Here is an 18,337-nt window from a genome sequence, read left to right as displayed (position 1 = left end):
CGCGGCCAATATGCCTGCATGGTGGGGAATGTATCTATGACATTATGGTCGAAGTCTCGCGACCGAAGCGAGGATGCACGCCGCGACATCGTCGCCGGCGGCATCGTCGTCGCGGGCATATTGCTCTTCGTCGGTACCGGCGGCAGCGTGATGCAATCGGTCGTGCAGACCCTCGTCGGCATCGGCGGCGGCCCCGACAAGGTGTTGTCGATCGCGCTGATCCTGAACGTCGCGCTCCTCCTCTTCGGCTGGCGCCGCTACGAGGATCTGAACCGCGAAATCCGCGAGCGGACCGAGGCCGAGCAGCGCGCGCGCTACCTCGCCGACACCGATCCCCTCACCGGCTTTCTCAATCGCCGCGCGCTACTCGTCCAGGGTCAGCGGCTGATCACCGACGCGACATCGAACGGGCGTCATGTCGCTTTGTTCCTGCTCGATCTCGATCATTTCAAGACGGTCAACGACATCCACGGCCACGCGGCCGGCGACCGCGTGCTGCAAGTCGCGGCCGAGCGCATCAGCGGCGTGCTGCCGCCGACTGCCGCCAAGGCGCGGCTCGGCGGCGATGAGTTCGTCGCGATGCTGTCGTTCGAACCCGCTGCGCGCGCCAGCATCGACGCGCTCGCCGCGGCGCTGGTCGCCGCGCTCGAGGATAATGTCGCGCATGATTCGCAGCAAATCCGCGTCGGCGCCTCGCTCGGCATCGCGCTCGCCACCGACGCCAGCATGACGATGGAAACGATGGTTCGCCAAGCCGACATCGCCATGTATCACGGCAAGGACGAAGGGCGGAACCGCCACATCTGGTTCGAGCAGGGCATGGAGATGGCGGTCCAGGTCCGCAATCAGATCGAGACCGGGATTCGCGACGGCATGCCGCGCGGCGAGTTCATCCCCTATTTCGAGCCACAGGTCGACATCGCGACCGGCCGCCTCGCCGGCTTCGAGATGCTGATGCGCTGGGAATCTCCCGAATATGGCCTGATTCCGCCCGAACGCTTCATTCCGGTCGCCGAGGACAGCGGCCTGATCGGCGAGCTGTCGCTCCAGGTCATCGGCCGCGCGATGGAGATCGCCAAGGGCTGGGATCCGTCGATCATCCTCGCGGTCAACATTTCGCCGCAGCAATTGAAAGACCCCTGGTTCAGCCAGAAGCTCACCAAACTGCTCGTCGAGACGGGCTTCCCGGCCAGCCAGCTCGAGGTCGAGATCACCGAAAGCTCGCTGTTCGAGAATCTGCCGCTCGTCCGCTCGATCGTCACCAGCCTCAAGAATCAGGGCGTGTCGCTCAGCCTCGACGATTTCGGCACCGGCTACAGCTCGCTGTCGCACCTGCGCGCGCTGCCCTTCGACCGGATCAAGATCGACCGCAGCTTCATCGCCGCGATGCGCGGCAGTCCCGACGCGCTGGCGATCGTCGTCGCGATCGTCCGGCTCGGCGAAAGCCTGGCGATGCCGATCACCGCCGAAGGGGTCGAGGACGAAGCGACCGCGATCGAACTCACCCGTCTCGGCTGCTCGAAAGGGCAGGGCTGGTATTACGGCCGCGCCGCGTCGATCGACGACACTGCCCGCCTGCTCGCCGACCGCGGCCTGCTGCGCGCACCGATGCTGCCGGGCGTACCGGCGAGCGAGGAAGAAGAATTGCGCAAGAGGGCGTGATCTCGGACGCAGCAGGCCGCTCGTCGAAAAGATACCGCACCAGGGAGTTTCACGCGAAGACGCGAAGACGCGAAGGATGTCGCGTCATGGCATCTGCGTAGACTGCCAATCGCGCGAAGCGCCTTTCAAGGTCGCCTGCGGCGACAGGAGAAGCATGAGATTCATCCGCGATCTTCTTCGCGTCTTCGCGTGAAACAATATAGCGCGTCGCTCTCGCACAACGCGGTGCCGACGCCTCGCTAGACTTCCCCGCAACGCATCCCTAAATGCGGCCCATGGCGGACCGCTTCACCAAGATGCACGGGCTGGGCAACGACTTCGTCGTGATCGACGCGCGCAAGCAGCGCGTCGTGATGACCCCGGCGCGCGCGCATGCGATCGCCGACCGGCGGCACGGCATCGGCTGCGACCAGCTCATCCTGCTCGAACCGTCCGAGAAAGCCGACGTGAAGATGCGTATCTTCAACGCCGACGGTGGTGAGGTCGAGGCGTGCGGCAACGCGACCCGCTGCGTCGCGACGCTGCTGGCACGGCCCGCAGTGATCGAGACGCTGGGCGGGATGCTGCGCGTCACCCCCGCCGACGGCGGCGCCGAAGTGACCTTGGGCGAACCCGTCTTCGATTGGGAGGCGATTCCGCTCGCGATGCCGATGGACACGCGCGACATGCCGGTCGCGTGGGACGAGCTGGAGCATGGCGCCGCGGTCAATGTCGGCAATCCGCACATCATCTTCTTCGTGCCCGAGGCCGACGCGGTGCCGCTCGCCGAACTCGGCCCGCGGATCGAGACCGACCCGCTGTTTCCCGAACGCGTCAACGTCAATGTCGCGAGCCTCGACGGCGAGAACCAGCTTCAGCTTCGCGTCTGGGAACGCGGCGTCGGGCTGACGCAGGCGTGCGGCACCGGGGCCTGCGCGACCGCCGTCGCCGCGATCCGCGCCGGGCTCGTCGCATCGCCGGTCACCGTGTCGCTGCCCGGCGGCGACCTGATCATTCGCTGGGCGCCGGGCGAGCCGATCGTGATGAGCGGCGCCGCGACGCGCGTCTTCGACGGCGAGACCGACTGGGCGCGCTTCGGATGAGCCTCCTTGCCGCCGACCGGCAGGAGGTCGTCAATTTCGGCTGCCGCCTCAACATCGCCGAGGGCGAGGCGATCCGCGCCGCCGCGCGCGAGGCCGGCGCGCGCGACACCATCGTCTTCAATAGCTGTGCCGTGACCGACGAGGCCGTGCGGCAGGCGCGTCAAGCGGTACGCCGCGCGCTGCGCGAGCGGCCGGGGGCCGACGTCGTGGTGACCGGCTGCGCGGCGGAGCTGGAGACCGAACGCTTCGCGGCAATGGGCGCGCGGGTGGTGGCGAACGATGCGAAGGGATTGGCGGAAAGTTATCGCCAAAACCCCACACTGTTCCCCCGCGAAGGCGGAGGCCCATCTCCCGCCGGTGCCATCTCGAACCCACCGGAGATGGGTCCCCGCCTTCGCGGGGACACGGCATATTATTCCCCCGCCCTCTCCGGCCCAGACCACGCGCGCGCCTTCCTCGGTGTCCAGACCGGCTGTGCCCATAGCTGCACCTTTTGCGCCACGGTGATGGCGCGTGGCACGGCGCGTTCGGCGACGGTCGACGCCGTGCTCGACGCGGCGCGGATCGCATGGGATCGCGGCCAGCGCGAGATCATCCTGACCGGGGTCGACCTTGCGAGCTATGGCGACGACAGCGGGACAACACTCGCCGCGCTGGTCGAGGCGCTGCTCGCGCTGCCGATCGAGCGCCTGCGTCTTTCGTCGCTCGATCCGAACCGGATCGACGCCGCGCTGTTCGCGCTGCTGACAGAGGAAAAGCGCGTGATGCCGCACGTCCATCTGTCGCTTCAGGCGGGCGACGACATGATCCTGACCCGCATGAAGCGCCGCCACCGCCGCGCCGATGCCGTCCGCCTGACCGAACGGCTGAAGGCCGCGCGCCCCGACATCGCCATCGGCGCCGACCTGATCGCCGGATTTCCGACCGAGGATGACCAGATGTTTGCCCATACAATGGCGCTGATCGACGATTGCGACATCGTCTTCGGCCATATCTTTCCCTACAGCCCGCGCGCCGGAACCCCCGCCGCGCGGATGCCGCAGGTCGGCCGCGCCGTCGCGCGGACGCGCGCCGCGCTGCTGCGCGAGGCCAATATGCGGCGGCGCCATGCGTGGCTGGACGCGCAGGCGGGGCGCACCGCGACGATGCTCGTCGAGCGCGACGGGTTGACCGGCCATGCGGAGAATTTCGCGCCGCTGACGCTGACCGCACCCGCCGAACCCGGCACCATCGCCCGTGTCCGCCTGACCGCGCGCGACGGCGACCGGATGATCGCCGAAAGGCTGGACGCATGACCGGGCAGAGCTGGAGCGACCGGCTGCTCGGCGGCCTCAAGCGCACGTCGGAGCGGCTCGGCGAGAATCTGTCGGGGCTCACCGGCAAGTCGCGGCTCGACGACGACGATCTCGACCGCATCGAGGAGGCGCTGATCACCGCCGACCTTGGCCCGGTGATGGCCGCGCGCATCCGCGACCGGCTGGCCGAGCGCCGCGACGTCGCCGCGAACGGGACCGAGGAATTGCGCGGCGTCGTCGCCGAGGAAATCGCCGCCGTGCTGCGCCCGGTCGCCGAACCGCTCGACATCGACGCCTTTCCGCGCCCGCAGGTAATCCTCGTGATCGGGGTCAACGGGTCGGGCAAGACCACGACGATCGCCAAGCTCGCGCACCTGTTCCAAGAACAGGATTATGGCGTGATGCTCGTCGCCGGCGACACCTTCCGCGCCGCCGCGATCGGGCAATTGAAGGTCTGGGCCGAACGGCTCGGCATCCCGATCATGGCCGGTCCCGAGGGTGGCGATTCGGCCGGCATCGTCTTCGACGCGGTGAAACAGGCGACCGCGACCGGCATCGACGTGCTGATCGTCGACACCGCCGGGCGCCTTCAGAACAAGCGCGAACTGATGGACGAGCTCGCCAAGATCAAGCGCGTCCTCGGCCGCCTCAATCCCGCCGCGCCGCACGATGTCGTGCTGGTGCTCGACGCGACGACGGGGCAGAATGCGCTGTCGCAGATCGACGTGTTCCGCGAAGTCGCCGGGGTCACCGGCCTCGTCATGACCAAGCTCGACGGCACCGCGCGCGGCGGCGTCCTCGTCGCCGCGGCCGAGCGCCACGGCCTTCCCATCCACGCGATCGGCATCGGCGAGACGATCGACGACCTCCGCCCCTTCGACGCCGACGAGATCGCGGGCATCATTGCCGGAAACATCCGATGAGCGACCAACTTGAACAGCTTCCCGGCGGCCCCGAAGCCGTACCTGCGCCGCCGCCCGCCAAGCATGGCTGGCTGAATTTCGCGATCGATTTCGGGCCGCTGCTCGTCTTTTTCGTGACTTATAAATTCACCTCTGGCGGCAGCGGCGCCTTTGCCGCGACGACCGGCGCGATCAAGGGCACCATCGCCTTCATGGTCGCGATCGTCGCCGCGATGATCGTATCGAAATGGAAGCTCGGCCGGATTTCGCCGATGCTATGGGTATCGAGCATCCTCGTCCTCGGTTTCGGTGCGCTGACCATCTGGTTCCACGACGAGCGCTTCATCGTAATGAAGCCGACGATCATCTATGCCGCCTTTGCGGCGCTGCTGCTCGGCGGCTGGGCGCTGGGCAAGCCGATGCTCAAATATCTGCTGCAATCGGCGCTCGAAGGCGTGACCGAAAGGGGCTGGCTGCTGCTGTCGCGCAACTGGGGCCTGTTCTTCGCCGCGCTCGGCGTCGCCAACCATGTCATGTACGAACTGATCCAGGCGGGGCGGATGAGCTTCGATACGTGGCTGACGATCAAGGTCTGGGGCGTCACCGCCCTCTCCTTCCTCTTCACGCTGACGCAGGTTCCGGTGATGCTGAAGAACGGGCTGGCGGTGCCGGAAGAAAGCTGACTTCCCTTCCCCCTTGCGGGAGGGGAGAAGACTTAACCCTCGACCGCCGCCTTGTGCATGCGGCCGTTCAGCACATAATGCTGTACGCCGACCTGCATTCCCGCGGCTTGCGCGTCGTCGATGTCGCGCACGCGCCGTGCGGGGGCACCCGCCCACAGTTCGCGCGCGGGAATGCCCTTGTTCTCGGTCAGCAGCGCGCCCGCGGCGAGCATCGCGTCGCTGCCGATGCGACAGCCGTTCATCACCGTCGCCTTCAATCCCACGAAAGCGCGGTCGGCGAGCGTGCAGCCATGGACCATCGCCATATGGCCGATCAGCACATCCTCGCCGATGATCGTCGGAAAGCCCTCGGGCCGGTGCGGCATCGGGCCGTCGCAATGGACGACGCTGCCGTCCTGGATATTCGACCGCGCGCCGACGACGATGCGGCTGACGTCGGCGCGCAGCACGCAATTATACCAGATGCTGACATCGGGGCCGATCGTCACGTCGCCGATGATCCGGCACCCCGGCGCGATGAAGGCGCTGGGGTCGATCCGCGGCGTCTTGCCGTTGACGGTGATGATACTGACATCGGTATAGATCATTCGCGTTGTCCGATCAGATGGCCCCAAAGCAGGACCGGCAGGGTCGACGCATAATCGTCGGTCCAGCGTTCGAAATGCGGCCGCGATTCGAGCGGCACCCATATACCGTCCTTCGCCGCCTCCGTGCGCGGCTCGAGACCGTCCGTCAACTGGCCGAGGCGCTGCGGTGTCGCGGTCAGCGCCACCCAGTTCGATCCGGTCAGGTTGCTGAAATCCTCGTCGGCCGCGCCTTCGTCGGGCGACGGGTCGATGCGGATCGCCGCCGACCAGCCGCGCGCCTTCGCCTCCGCCGCCAGCACGGGTTCGAGGTCGAAGAAGCGATTCGAGATATGAATCAGCAAGATGCCGTCCGGTTTCAGCGCACGCGCATAGATGCCGATCGCTTCGGCCGTCAGCAGGTGCAGCGGAATGGCATCCGACGAAAAGGCGTCGATGATCAATATGTCGAACTGCGCCGCGGGCTGCTGTGCGATCCGCAGCCGCGCGTCGCCGATCACGATCGGCACATCGGGGGCGCAGCGGCTGATGAAGGTGAATTTCGACGGGTCGCGCGCGATTCGCGCCATCGCCGGGTCGATCTCGAAGATCGTCCAGCGCTGCCCCGGGCGGCGGTAGCAGGACAGGGTTCCGGCGCCGAGCCCGACGAGCCCGACCGCAGCGCGCGGCCCGGCGAGCGCTTCGGCCTTGTCGAGCGTCAGCCCGACCCCCGACTGGTGGCCGTAATAGGTGGTCGGCTCGAACTGATGCGGCGCATCGGTGCGCTGGAGCCCGTGCAGCGTCGTCCCGTGCGCAAGGCGGCGCTGGTGGCGATACGGATCGTCGGTCACCGTATAGACGCCGAAATAGCTGCGCACGCGCATTCCGGTCACGCTTTCCTGAAGCGTGCTCCATCCCCCGACGCCGATCATCAGCAGCGCGAGAATCGAAACGAAGGCCCAGCGCCAGCCGATGACGAGGAGGCCGGCGGCGAAGATGGCGGCGCCCCAGACCGCCACGGCACCCTCGAAGCGGCCCGCCCATTCGCCCGTCATCTTCCAGCAGGCGAAGATCGCGAAGGCGACCAGCAGCGCGGCGATAGCGCGCGCCCGGCCCGGCGACAGTTTCGGCCATGCGTCCCACGGGAACAGCGCCGGGAGCGGCAACAGCATCGCGGCGGCAAGGACGAGCAGCGGATGCTCGTAGACCCAGTCGAAGATCAGCGGGGCGATCAGCGCGGCGAACAATCCGCCGAGCACCCCGCCCGCCGACATGATGAGGTAAAAGAGCGTCAGATGCTCCGCCGCGGGCCGCAGATGATAGAGATAACCGTGGAGCGCGACCGCCACGATGAACAGCATCGCGAGCGCCGCGAGCGCGACGAGCATCGTCCCGCCGCCGGTGCTGAGCAGCGCCAGCCCGCCGATCGCCAGCAGCACGGCCGGGGCGATGGTCGTGAAGATCTGGGTCAATCGCTCGGCGGTCGAGAAAGCGATGACGAAGCTAAGGAGATAGAGGCCGAGCGGCAGCACCCAGAGCAGCGGCATCGCGACGATGTCGGTGGTGAGGTGCGTCGTCGTCGACAGCATCAGCCCCGACGGCACCGCCGCGAGCAGCAGCCAGTGCAACTGGCGGCGCAGCGAGGGCGGCGGCTCGGAGCCATCGGCAACATCCGCTTGCACGGCATGGGCGTGCCAGCGCGCCGCCGCGCTCGCCGCGACGAGCAGGACGAGCACACCGTAACCCGCGCTCCACCCCCAGCTTTGCGCCGCTAGCGGCATCGCCGGCTCGACCAGCGCGGGATAGCTGATCAGCCCGGCGAAGCTGCCGAGGTTCGAGGCGGCATAAAGATAATAGGGATCGCCGGCGCGCGCATCGGCGGCGAACCAGCGTTGCATCAACGGCGCCTGCGCCGACACGACGAAGAAGACCGGGCCGATCGACGCAAGCAGCAGCAGCGGCACCCACAGCGCTTCCTGCCCCGGCGCGGGCGGCGCGATGTTCGCGATGCCGATCGGCAGCCACAGCGCCGCGACGAGGAACAGCGCGACATGGATCGTCGCCTGGCGGCGCACCTCGAAACGGGCGAGCCAATGGGCATAGGCATAGCCGCCGAGCAGCAGCGCCTGATAGACGAGCATCGCGCTGTTCCAGACGGCGGGCGCGCCGCCCAGCCTGGGCAGCACCATCCGCGCCACCATCGGCTGAACCTGGAACAGCAGGAAACTGCCGACGAATATCGTCAGCACGAACAGCCAGCGCCGCGGGGTGGATGGCGTCATCCGTTCAGCAACCGCGCCGCGTGGAGCGCGTGATAGGTCAGCACGCCCGAGGCGCCCGCGCGGCGGAAGGCGAGCAGGGTTTCGAGGACGAGCGCATCACGGTCGCCCGCGCCGACCGCCACCGCGGCCTCGATCATCGCATATTCGCCCGACACCTGATAGGCATAGACCGGTACCGCGAAATGATCCTTTACTGCGCGCACGACGTCCAGATAGGGCAGGCCAGGCTTGACCATGACGCTGTCGGCGCCTTCCGCCAGATCCATCTCCACCTCGCGCAGCGCCTCTTCGACGTTCGCGGGGTCCATCTGATAGGTCTTTTTGTCGCCCTTGAGCAGCCCGCGCGAACCGACCGCGTCGCGGAAGGGACCATAGAAGGCCGAGGCATATTTGGCGGCGTAGCTCATGATCTGGACGTGCCCGAAGCCCTCGATCTCCAGCGCTTCGCGGATCGCGCCGACGCGGCCGTCCATCATGTCCGAAGGCGCGATGATGTCGGCCCCCGCGCGCGCCTGATTGAGTGCCTGCCCGACCAGCACCTCGACCGTCTCGTCGTTGAGGACATAGCCCGCCTCGTCGATCAGCCCGTCCTGCCCGTGGCTTGTGTAGGGATCGAGCGCGACGTCGGTGAGCACACCGATGTCGTCGCCGAGCGCCTGCTTGATCGCAGCGGTGGCGCGGCACATGAGATTATCGGGATTGAGCGCTTCCGCGCCATCCTCGCTGCGCCGCCCGGCCTCGGTATAGGGAAAGAGCGCAAGGCACGGGATGCCCGCCGCCGCCGCGTCCTTCGCGCGCTCGACGAGCCGGTCGACCGACCAGCGCGATACGCCCGGCAGGCTCGCGATCGGCTCCTCGGTGCTCGATCCGGCGCAGACGAACAGCGGCCAGATCAGGTTCGAGGGGGTCAGATGATGCTCGCGCACCATCGCGCGGCTCCATGCCGTGCGGCGGCTGCGGCGCAGGCGCAGGTCGGGAAAGGGGGCGTGAGTCATGCCCGCGTGCATAGCGGCGCGAAGCGCGAGGGCAAATAGCATTCATCCCCTGCCGCTTGCAGGAGGGGGAAAGCTAGATCCCTTCGCCCGCGCGCTTGGCGGCAACATCGCCAAGCGAGCCGAGCTTCGGCCCTTCGACCGGCTTCGCCGCGACCGGAGCGAGCGCCGCGCCGGGCGCGATCGACGTGAGTTGACGGATGCGCGCGCGGAACTCGGCGAGCGCCTGTCCTTCCAGCCTGGCGCGGGTGACAAAGGCGATCGACAGCGGGTTCACCGGAACGCCGTTGCGATAGACTTCATAGTGAAGATGCGGGCCGGTCGAGAGGCCGCTCGATCCGATATAGCCGATCACCTGTCCGCGCGACACATGCTGGCCGGGGCGCACCGCGATGCGACTCATATGCCCATAGCCGGTGCCGAGCCCGCCGCCGTGGCTGAGCTTCACATAATTGCCATAGCCGCCGGTGCGACCGGCGACCTGCACGACGCCGTCGCTGACCGCGAAGACCGGACCGCCGTAACCGCCGCCCATGTCGATGCCGCGATGCATCCGCATATAGCCGAGGATCGGATGGCGGCGCATTCCGAAGGGCGAGGTGATCCGACCGTTCGTCGGACGCACCATGCCGCTGCGCTGCTCGCCCGCGCCCGACGCCTCGAACCATTGGAGACGGCCGTCGACGGTCCATTCGATCATCGACAGCTTCGGCTTGCCGCCGCGGACAAGACCCGCATAGAGCAATTTGCCCGTTTCGCTCTCGCCCGTTTCGGCGCGGCGATGCTCGACGATGATGTCGAACTCGTCGCTCGCGCGGATGTCGCTGCCGACCGAAAGCTGGCGACCGATGACACGCAGATAAGCCTGGATCGATTCGGGCGAGGCGCCCGCGGCGCGCGCCGAACGGTAAAGGCTGTCGCCGACGCGGCCACGGATGCGCAGCGGCGTCGCGTCGACCGCAATCGGGATGCGGCGCATCACCAGCCGCCCGCCGACCCGCTCCATCTCGATGCGCAGGTCGAAGCGCGCGCGCATCGCGAGCGCATCGACCGGACGCGGCATGGTGCGTGCGGCCCGGCGGCCGAGAATCAGGTCGATCCGCGTGCCCGGCGCAATGTCGGCCAGCGGCACCGCGCTCGCGATCTGGTTCGCGAGTGCCTCTGCATCCTGGCTGCCGACGCCCGAGCGTTCGAGCACGCGGGCAAAGCTGTCGCCCTGGCCGAGCGTCGCGGTGAGTTCGATCTGCGGGCGTTCGGGGGTCTGGGCGAGCGGGCGCACCGCATCGGTCGCGGCCATGTGACGGCCGGTATCGCCGCCGAACGCGAGCGGCACGATCATCTGCGCGCGCGCTTCGTTGAAATCGGCGGCATCGAGCGCCGCAGCGGGCTGTTCGAGCGGCTTGATCCCGGGGAAAGTCGCAATGGCGGCGCCGCACAGCAAGGTCAGCGTCGCAAGCCCCCGCCACCATTCGCCCGAACCGATATTATCGCCAAGGTCGGGAACGAGATCGAGCAACGCGAGCCTGTCGCGCCACGACAGCGCCGGTTCGGGCGCAGCGTCCGCGCGCCGCAGGCCGATCGCCTGCGACATCGTGAGGGCGGCGGCATTGCCCGACATCCCCGCGATGGGTTCGTGACGCTGAAACAAAAGCAACCCCCGTTCGACGGGCCTCCCGACCCGGCCGTCGAATGATCTTTTCGACAGCCGATCTGTAAACAAAGGCCGTTAAAGTCAATTTAACGCCCCATCTCCTCGCCCGCCTTGCGGCGGGCCGTGCGGAGGCCGGGATATGATGCGGCCCCTCGTCGATCCGCCTCATATTCGGGTCCGCTTCCTTCACTCTCACCCAAAGACGCGAAGAAGGAAGAAAATAGAAAAGCTCACACAAAGACACAAAGAGGGCGGCGCGCGCATTAAGCGCGGTGAAGAACCGCGCGAAGCGCATTTGATACAGTCGCCTGCGGCGACAAGCCCACGCCGCAAATCGCGCGCACCCTCTTTGTGTCTTTGTGTGAGACATTTCTTCTTCTTCGCGCCTTTGCGCCTTTGCGTGAGATCATCATCGCAACACCCACGGGAAAAAGGCGGGACCACGCCAGGAGCAACGGACGAAATCGCCGCTCTTCGTCGATCCCCTGTTGCACTGCAGCGCGTGCCATGCCAGCTTGGGGTAAAGACAATGACGGCATCCTCTTCCAGCCCGGTCAAGGCCGTCCTTGGCCCCACCAACACCGGCAAAACCCATTTGGCGGTCGAGCGCCTGACCGCCCATTCGAGCGGGATGATCGGCTTTCCGCTGCGCCTGCTCGCGCGCGAGATATATGACCGCGTCGTGGCGATGAAAGGGCCGGCACAGGTTGCGCTGGTGACGGGCGAAGAACGGATCATGCCGCCCGAGGCGCGCTACCTTCTGGGCACGATGGAAGCGCTGCCGGTGGAACGCGACGTCGCGTTCGTCGGCATCGACGAGGCCCAGCTCGGCGCCGATCCCGAACGCGGCCATGTCTTTACCGACCGGCTGCTCCGCGCCCGCGGACGCGAGGAGACGATGATCCTCGGCTCGGCGAGCCTCAAGGGGCTCGTCCGCGACCTCGTGCCCGAAGCCGAGATCGTTACCCGCCCGCGCTTTTCGACGCTGAGCTATGCCGGCACCTCGAAATTGTCGCGGCTGCCCAAGCGCTCGGCGGTTGTCGCCTTCTCGGTCGAGGAAGTTTACGCGATCGCCGAGATGCTGCGCCGCTTTTCGGGCGGCGCCGCGGTCGTCATGGGCGCGCTCAGCCCCAAGACCCGCAACGCGCAGGTCGCGATGTTCGAGGCCGGCGAGGTCGATTATCTCGTCGCCACCGACGCGATCGGCATGGGACTCAACCTCGACGTTCAGCATGTCGCCTTCGCGTCGTTGCAGAAATTCGACGGCCGCCGCCTGCGCCGCCTGACGATTTCGGAAATGGCGCAGATCGCGGGACGCGCCGGGCGTCATCAACAGGACGGCAGCTTCGGCACCGTCGGCACCCCGCAAGGCGGCTTCACGCCCGAGGAGATCGCGGCGATCGAGGGGCATCATTTCCCGCCGCTCACCAGTCTGTTCTGGCGCAATCCGACCCCGCGCTTCGACACGCTCGACCTGCTGCTCGCCGATCTCGCGCAGCCGCCGACGCAACCCGGTCTGCGCGCCGCGCCCGAAGCGGTCGACATCGCGGTTCTCAAGCATCTCGCGGGCGACATGGAAGTGCGGATGCGCGGCGGCGAACCGGAAGCCGTCCAGCGCTTGTGGGACGTCTGCGGCCTTCCCGATTTCGAGCAGCTTGGCGCCGAACATCACAGCCGCACCGTTCTCAAGCTGTGGCAATGGCGAGCGAGCGGCGACGGGATGGTCGATCCCGACTGGTTCGCGCGGCGCCTCGCGCGGCTCGACGACACCGACGGCGACATCGACCAGCTCGCGAGCCGCATCGCCGCCGTCCGCACGCTTTGCTTCATCGCCCAGCGCGGCGACTGGATCGCGGGCGGCGCGGGCTGGACCGAGCGGACGCAGGACCTCGAATCGCGCCTGTCCGACGCGCTGCACGCCGCGCTCGCCCAGCGCTTCGTCGACCGGCGGCTCGCGCTGCTGCTGCGCGACGCGGGCCAGCGCCACACCGCGTTGCCCGTCGCGGTCGCCGCGGACGGCACCGTCGCGGTCGACGGCGAGGCGATCGGCACGCTGAACGGATTCCAGTTCAAGGTCGACGCGCGCGCCCGCGCGAGCGATCATCGCCTGCTCCTCGCCGCCGCCGAAAAGCATCTGCGCGACGAATTGGCGCGCCGCGCCGCAACGCTCGCGGCGGGCGAGGATCAGGCGCTGTCGCTGGTCAGCGAAGCGGGCGCGCCGCCGCGTCTGGCCTGGCACGGCCATATCGTCGCGACGCTGGCGCGCGGCCCGACGCTCGTTCAGCCCGCGATCCAGATCGACGCCGCGCTCCGCCGGTTCGAGCCGCAGCAGGTGCAGGCGATTTCCGAACGGTTACAGGCTTTCGTCGCCGAGCAGCTTGCGCGCCACGCCGCACCGCTCGCGGCGATGGGCGAGGCGGCGGGCGACCTCTTTACCCCACCGCGCGTCCGCGCGCTGCTCGCCGCGCTCGTCGACGGCGGCGGCACGGCCCCGCGTGCCGCGGTCGAGGCGCAGCTCGCGGCAATGACCGCCGAGGAGCGGCCGCAGCTTCGCAAGCTCGGCCTCACCATCGGCTCGCTCGACATCTTCCATCATCAATTGCTGAAGCCCGAGGCGGTGCGCTGGCGCGCCGCGCTGCTCGCCGCGCAGCAGGGCGAGCCGGTCCCGGCGTTGCCGCCGCAGGGCGCGGTGTTGCAGAAGACGGGCAATCACGCCGGGCTGCGCATCGCGGGCTTCCGCCGCTGCGCCTCTGGCTGGCTGCGCATCGACATGGCTGAAAAGCTGGCGCGCCAGGCGCACGCCGCGCGCATCCAGGCGGCCGCGCCGCCGACTTCGCCCGTCGTCGGCGGCGACGCGCATCATCAGGAAGAGGAGGCAGGCGAAGACGTCCATGCCGCGCCGCCGCCGGGCTTCGCGATCGACCCCGCGCTCGCCACCTCGCTCGGCCTCGACGAGGAAGCGCGGCGCGCGCTGCTCGCCAGCTTCGGGTTTCGGAGCGTCGGAGACCCCCTCCTGCAACGCTGGCGCTGGTCGGGCCTCAAGATCGCCGACAAAGGCCCGCGCCGCAAACGAGGCAAGCCGAACGAACGGGAAGAAGCGCGGGCACGGTCCGGGCCTGCTGGCGAACGCCCGCATCCGCCCGCCAAGCAGGGCAAGGGCCGGCGCGGCAAACCGGCCAAGCGGCCGAAGCCATCGGATAGCGCCGGCCGCGCGCCACGCGCCGATCGTCCCCAGCGTCGCGGCCCCTCGCCGAACAGCCCCTTCGCCGGACTTGCGGCGATGCTGGCCGAGGCCCGCAAGGATTGATGGCGCGCCGATGACGAGCCCCGGCGCCGCGGGAAGCATCCGGCTCGACAAGCTGCTCTGGTATCTGCGCTTCGCGCGCTCGCGCGGCCTCGCGCAGGCGATGGTCGCCGCAGGGCATATCCGCCTCGACGGGCGGCGCGTCACCCGCCCCTCGGCCGCGGTCCACGCGGGCGCGACACTGGTGCTGCCGGTCGGCGAGCGGATCGAGGTCATCCGCCTTCTCGCCCTGCCGCAACGCCGCGGCCCGGCGCCCGAGGCGCAGGCCTGCTATCTGAAGCTCGATGCCGGGGCGCCCGCTGCCTCGAGCTGAGCTATCCGCGCCGCAGGAAAAGCTGTCGCGCGAAAGCGCCGCCTTTCCGCTACCGAATGAGAGTGATTCGCAACTGTCGCTTTGCGTTGACGCGCTGCATTGGCGCGGCTTAGAGGCGGGTCGATGAATGTCCGGGCGGCCGGGAAGCCGCCCCCGAAGGGAGCCGCTATCCATGACCTATGTCGTCACCGACGCCTGCATCCGGTGCAAATATATGGACTGCGTCGAGGTCTGTCCGGTCGACTGTTTCTACGAGGGCGAGAATATGCTCGTCATCAACCCCAGCGAGTGCATCGACTGCGGTGTGTGCGAGCCCGAATGCCCGGCCGAGGCGATCCTGCCCGACACCGAAAGCGGCCTTGAGAAATGGCTGGAAGTCAACGCCAAGTTCAGCGCCGAATGGCCGAACATCACGGTCAAGAAGGACAGCCCCGCCGACGCCGACGAGTATAAGGGCGTCGACGACAAGTTCGACAAATATTTCTCGGCCGAGCCGGGCGAAGGCGACTGAGGTTGCGGAACCAGCGATGAGCGATCGGGGCGGGGTCATTCCCGCCCCTTTTTCCTTTTTGGCCGGGGCGACGGTTCGCAAGGGCGGCTTTCAACCGATTCAAGACGTTTAGAACCGCATACTAGTTTCTCAGTTGCAGACTTTCGGCATTGAGCGATATAGGTTGCGCGGTGGAGTTCACCGCCGTGATTTATGATGATTCTTTCTTTATTGTGTTAGGATTGTTGCTTGCCGCCACGACCGCGTGGTCATTATGGGACGGTGAGATCATTGCTTTCGGCGGCGGCACCCGTAGAAATCAGGAACCAAAACTCTTTTGGTTGTTCGTTGTGACTTTAATGCTGGTCTCAGTCACCGCAGTTGTCTACGGAGTATTATCAGCCTTAGCCTATTGAAAGCAGGCTGTCCGCTGCCCACCCAATAGCAGGCACCGCCGTCAATTATACCTTTCCTACATTGTCCGGCTGTGCCAGCTTTCATCCAGCTCTTTCATTCGGTGGATAAAAGCGGCGGTCCAGCTCGGCTGCAACGACAAGGCGTGCCAGGCGCATTCAGCGCACCGCGAGGTCCACGCCGGGGGAATGCAATAGGCTGAACTTTCCTGAACTTTGGAAAAATGCCGCGGGCCATCCTCTTCATCCCCTCCCCCTCAGAAGCGGACGTCAACGATCCGCCTCCTGAACCATTCGGCCCGATTTGCCCTCTTGAAACCCTTCGCCTTGCCGCCGATGTAGGGTTCCCGAGGGGCCAGCCCGCCGGTTCTCGGCGCGGCGCTCCACAACGAAGGACAAAATTCGCATGATCGACCCGCTCGCCGCCCTTGTTCCCGTCGTCGTCGAGCAGACGAGCCGCGGCGAACGCAGCTTCGACATCTTCTCCCGCCTGCTGCGCGAACGGATCGTCTTCGTCACCGGCGAGGTCGAGGATAATATGGCCTCGCTGATCACCGCCCAGCTCTTGTTCCTCGAATCGGAAAATCCGAAGAAGGACATCTATATGTATATCAACTCGCCGGGCGGGGTGGTCACGGCGGGCATGGCGATCCACGACACGATGCAATATATCCGCCCGCGCGTCGGCACCGTGTGCATCGGCCAGGCGGCGTCGATGGGCAGCTTCCTGCTCGCGGCGGGCGAGCCCGGGATGCGCGTCGCGCTCACCAACGCGCGCGTCATGGTCCACCAGCCGTCGGGCGGTGCGCGCGGCATGGCGTCGGACATCGAGATCCAGGCCAAGGAAATCCTGCGCATCCGCAAGCGGATGAACGACCTCTATGTTCAATATACCGGCAAGTCGCTGAAAGAAATCGAAAAGGCGATGGACCGCGACACCTTCCTCGAAGCCGACGAGGCGAAGGCCTTCGGTCTCGTCGACCATGTCTACGACCGCCGCCCTGCGCTGCCAGGCGATGAAGCGCCCAAGGAAATCGGCGAAGGCCCGACGCCCTGACATCTGATTTGAACGACACCGATTGGGTCATGATCGGCTTTGCGTAAGAAAGGCCGCGTGTTCCCGCGAAGGCGGGGACACATAATCTTTTTGTTCGAAGCCGTTCGCGAGTTGAGAAGCGCGGTAACCCTGTTTCTTGACACCCGCCCCACGCCTTGGCGCTAGGCGGAACATTGAACCCGCGTCACCCAATTGCCATATTGTAATTGGGTGGCCGGGGGCTAGGATAAGGACGGCAGCGCGCCTTTTGCGCCCGCCAGAGGAAGATTTATGACGAAATTGAGCGGCTCGGACAGCAAGAGCACACTCTACTGCTCCTTCTGCGGCAAGTCGCAGCACGAAGTCCGCAAGCTGATCGCGGGTCCGACCGTGTTCATCTGCGACGAGTGCGTCGAGCTTTGCAACGACATCATCCGCGAAGAGATCAAGGGCGGGATCGCCGCGCGCAAGGACGGCGCGGTGCCGACGCCGCTGGAAATCTGCCAGCATCTCGACGCCTATGTGATCGGCCAGAACAAGGCGAAGCGCGTCCTGTCGGTCGCGGTCCACAACCATTACAAGCGCCTCGCCAACTCGGGACGCGGCGAGGATGTCGAGCTCGCGAAATCGAACATCCTGCTCGTCGGCCCGACCGGCAGCGGCAAGACCCTGCTCGCGCAAACACTCGCGCGCTTCCTCGACGTGCCCTTCACCATGGCCGACGCGACGACGCTGACCGAGGCGGGCTATGTCGGCGAGGATGTCGAGAACATCATCCTCAAGCTGCTTCAGGCCAGCGACTATAATGTCGAAAAGGCGCAGCGCGGCATCGTCTATATCGACGAGATCGACAAGATCAGCCGCAAGGCGGAGAATCCCTCGATCACCCGCGACGTGTCGGGCGAAGGCGTGCAGCAGGCGCTGCTCAAGCTGATGGAAGGCACGACCGCGAGCGTTCCGCCGCAGGGCGGCCGCAAGCATCCGCAGCAGGAATTCCTGCAGGTTGACACGACGAACATCCTGTTCATCGCGGGCGGCGCCTTCGCCGGCCTCGAAAAGATCATCGGCGACCGCCTGCAGGGCAAGTCGATCGGCTTCGGCGCGCATGTCGCCGGTCCCGACGAACGCCGCGCGGGCGAGACGCTCAAGCAGATCGAGCCCGAGGATCTTCTGAAATTCGGCCTGATCCCCGAATTCGTCGGCCGCCTGCCGGTGATCGCGACGCTCGAGGATCTCGACGTCGACGCGCTGGTCAAGATTTTGGGCGAGCCCAAGAATGCGCTGGTCAAACAGTATAAGAAGCTGTTCGATCTGGAGGAGGTCGCGCTGACCTTCACCGACGACGCGCTGGTCGCGGTCGCCAAGAAGGCGATCGAACGCAAGACCGGCGCGCGCGGACTGCGCTCGATCGTCGAGGCGATCCTGCTCGACACGATGTTCGACCTGCCCGACCTGACCGACGTGGTCGAGATCGTCGTCGACAAGGATGTCGTCGAGGGCCGCAAGGACCCGGTGCGCGTCTATGCCGACAAGGCGAAGGAAGCCGCGGGCGACGCGGCCTGATTGCGCGCGCCGCTGAGTCGCGGCCTATATTCCGATTGAAATCAGCGGCGTCGCGCGCAATGCGCGGCGCCGTTTTGTTGCATTGCAGCAACAGTCGCCCGAAAAA

The 18,337-nt window shown here is 66.9% G+C and carries 15 protein-coding genes; 11 read left to right on the top strand and 4 right to left on the bottom strand.

Translation table 11 applies throughout. The features are described from left to right. The first annotated feature begins 36 nt into the window (after positions 1–36). The 5 genes from ACVENA_RS01325 (at position 37) to ACVENA_RS01305 (ending at position 5,624) form a co-directional block, all read left to right on the top strand. The gene (locus ACVENA_RS01325) at positions 37–1,662 is read left to right on the top strand and encodes a putative bifunctional diguanylate cyclase/phosphodiesterase (RefSeq protein WP_449327322.1); all 1,626 of its coding nucleotides are present in this window, start codon (positions 37–39) and stop codon (positions 1,660–1,662) included. A 275-nt stretch (positions 1,663–1,937) separates the two neighbouring features. Then, positions 1,938–2,744: a diaminopimelate epimerase gene (dapF, locus tag ACVENA_RS01320; protein ID WP_449327321.1), complete on the top strand. Its 807-nt coding sequence runs from the start codon at positions 1,938–1,940 to the stop codon at positions 2,742–2,744. Continuing rightward, entirely contained in the window at positions 2,741–4,039 is a 1,299-nt protein-coding gene (locus tag ACVENA_RS01315) for a MiaB/RimO family radical SAM methylthiotransferase (protein WP_449327320.1), read from the top strand. Before dapF ends, ACVENA_RS01315 begins: the two co-directional genes overlap by 4 nt. Then, positions 4,036–4,962, top strand: coding sequence for a signal recognition particle-docking protein FtsY (gene ftsY / locus ACVENA_RS01310; protein ID WP_449327319.1), 927 nt, complete (start codon positions 4,036–4,038; stop codon positions 4,960–4,962). Before ACVENA_RS01315 ends, ftsY begins: the two co-directional genes overlap by 4 nt. Next, entirely contained in the window at positions 4,959–5,624 is a 666-nt protein-coding gene (locus tag ACVENA_RS01305) for an inner membrane-spanning protein YciB (protein WP_449327318.1), read from the top strand. Before ftsY ends, ACVENA_RS01305 begins: the two co-directional genes overlap by 4 nt. 32 nt (positions 5,625–5,656) lie before the next feature. On the opposite strand, the gene ACVENA_RS01300 is transcribed toward ACVENA_RS01305, so the two are convergent. The 4 genes from ACVENA_RS01300 to ACVENA_RS01285 all read right to left on the bottom strand — a co-directional run bounded on the left by ACVENA_RS01300 (position 5,657) and on the right by ACVENA_RS01285 (position 11,079). Next, on the bottom strand, positions 5,657–6,211 hold the full coding sequence (locus ACVENA_RS01300) for a gamma carbonic anhydrase family protein (RefSeq protein ID WP_449327317.1): 555 nt from the start codon (positions 6,209–6,211) through the stop codon (positions 5,657–5,659). Beyond that, on the bottom strand, positions 6,208–8,469 hold the full coding sequence (locus ACVENA_RS01295) for a spermidine synthase (protein WP_449327316.1): 2,262 nt from the start codon (positions 8,467–8,469) through the stop codon (positions 6,208–6,210). Before ACVENA_RS01295 ends, ACVENA_RS01300 begins: the two co-directional genes overlap by 4 nt. Further along, positions 8,466–9,464: a porphobilinogen synthase gene (gene hemB, locus ACVENA_RS01290; RefSeq protein ID WP_449327315.1), complete on the bottom strand. Its 999-nt coding sequence runs from the start codon at positions 9,462–9,464 to the stop codon at positions 8,466–8,468. The genes ACVENA_RS01295 and hemB overlap by 4 nt, the downstream gene beginning before the upstream one ends. Before the next feature lie 73 nt (positions 9,465–9,537). Further along, on the bottom strand, positions 9,538–11,079 hold the full coding sequence (locus tag ACVENA_RS01285) for a peptidoglycan DD-metalloendopeptidase family protein (protein WP_449328877.1): 1,542 nt from the start codon (positions 11,077–11,079) through the stop codon (positions 9,538–9,540). Positions 11,080–11,641: 562 nt separating this feature from the next. Here ACVENA_RS01285 and ACVENA_RS01280 point away from each other — a divergent pair. From ACVENA_RS01280 to clpX, 6 genes are all read left to right on the top strand, one after another. Further along, positions 11,642–14,419 carry a helicase-related protein gene (locus ACVENA_RS01280; protein WP_449327314.1) on the top strand — a complete coding sequence of 926 codons (2,778 nt, stop codon included), beginning with the start codon at positions 11,642–11,644 and terminating at the stop codon, positions 14,417–14,419. 10 nt (positions 14,420–14,429) lie between these two features. Continuing rightward, positions 14,430–14,729, top strand: coding sequence for an RNA-binding S4 domain-containing protein (locus tag ACVENA_RS01275; RefSeq protein WP_449327313.1), 300 nt, complete (start codon positions 14,430–14,432; stop codon positions 14,727–14,729). 172 nt (positions 14,730–14,901) lie between these two features. Beyond that, on the top strand, positions 14,902–15,240 hold the full coding sequence (gene fdxA / locus ACVENA_RS01270; protein ID WP_449327312.1) for a ferredoxin FdxA: 339 nt from the start codon (positions 14,902–14,904) through the stop codon (positions 15,238–15,240). A 170-nt stretch (positions 15,241–15,410) separates the two neighbouring features. Further along, positions 15,411–15,635: a hypothetical protein gene (locus ACVENA_RS01265; RefSeq protein ID WP_449327311.1), complete on the top strand. Its 225-nt coding sequence runs from the start codon at positions 15,411–15,413 to the stop codon at positions 15,633–15,635. A 403-nt stretch (positions 15,636–16,038) separates the two neighbouring features. Next, positions 16,039–16,689 (top strand): ATP-dependent Clp protease proteolytic subunit, encoded by a 651-nt coding sequence (locus ACVENA_RS01260; protein WP_449327310.1) that lies wholly within the window; start codon positions 16,039–16,041, stop codon positions 16,687–16,689. A 270-nt stretch (positions 16,690–16,959) separates the two neighbouring features. Continuing rightward, positions 16,960–18,231, top strand: a complete 1,272-nt coding sequence (gene clpX, locus ACVENA_RS01255) for an ATP-dependent Clp protease ATP-binding subunit ClpX (RefSeq protein ID WP_257547641.1) — start codon at positions 16,960–16,962, stop codon at positions 18,229–18,231. Positions 18,232–18,337: the final 106 nt, after the last annotated feature.

This window comes from Sphingopyxis sp. 550A (assembly GCF_053569535.1).
The sequence above is the reverse complement of the archived record's forward strand: the minus strand, read 5'-3'. Positions and strand labels throughout refer to the sequence as shown.

What these genes read in the sequence shown, in the direction of transcription:
- ftsY (WP_449327319.1), top strand. Translation starts at nt 4,036, where the DNA reads ATGACCGGGCAGAGCTGGAGCGACCGGCTGCTCGGCGGCCTCAAGCGC.
- fdxA (WP_449327312.1), top strand. Translation starts at nt 14,902, where the DNA reads ATGACCTATGTCGTCACCGACGCCTGCATCCGGTGCAAATATATGGAC.
- ACVENA_RS01275 (WP_449327313.1), top strand. Translation starts at nt 14,430, where the DNA reads ATGACGAGCCCCGGCGCCGCGGGAAGCATCCGGCTCGACAAGCTGCTC.
- clpX (WP_257547641.1), top strand. Translation starts at nt 16,960, where the DNA reads ATGACGAAATTGAGCGGCTCGGACAGCAAGAGCACACTCTACTGCTCC.
- ACVENA_RS01300 (WP_449327317.1), bottom strand. Translation starts at nt 6,211, where the DNA reads ATGATCTATACCGATGTCAGTATCATCACCGTCAACGGCAAGACGCCG.
- hemB (WP_449327315.1), bottom strand. Translation starts at nt 9,464, where the DNA reads ATGACTCACGCCCCCTTTCCCGACCTGCGCCTGCGCCGCAGCCGCCGC.
- ACVENA_RS01315 (WP_449327320.1), top strand. Translation starts at nt 2,741, where the DNA reads ATGAGCCTCCTTGCCGCCGACCGGCAGGAGGTCGTCAATTTCGGCTGC.
- ACVENA_RS01280 (WP_449327314.1), top strand. Translation starts at nt 11,642, where the DNA reads ATGACGGCATCCTCTTCCAGCCCGGTCAAGGCCGTCCTTGGCCCCACC.
- ACVENA_RS01260 (WP_449327310.1), top strand. Translation starts at nt 16,039, where the DNA reads ATGATCGACCCGCTCGCCGCCCTTGTTCCCGTCGTCGTCGAGCAGACG.
- dapF (WP_449327321.1), top strand. Translation starts at nt 1,938, where the DNA reads ATGGCGGACCGCTTCACCAAGATGCACGGGCTGGGCAACGACTTCGTC.
- ACVENA_RS01305 (WP_449327318.1), top strand. Translation starts at nt 4,959, where the DNA reads ATGAGCGACCAACTTGAACAGCTTCCCGGCGGCCCCGAAGCCGTACCT.
- ACVENA_RS01325 (WP_449327322.1), top strand. Translation starts at nt 37, where the DNA reads ATGACATTATGGTCGAAGTCTCGCGACCGAAGCGAGGATGCACGCCGC.
- ACVENA_RS01285 (WP_449328877.1), bottom strand. Translation starts at nt 11,079, where the DNA reads ATGTCGGGCAATGCCGCCGCCCTCACGATGTCGCAGGCGATCGGCCTG.
- ACVENA_RS01295 (WP_449327316.1), bottom strand. Translation starts at nt 8,469, where the DNA reads ATGACGCCATCCACCCCGCGGCGCTGGCTGTTCGTGCTGACGATATTC.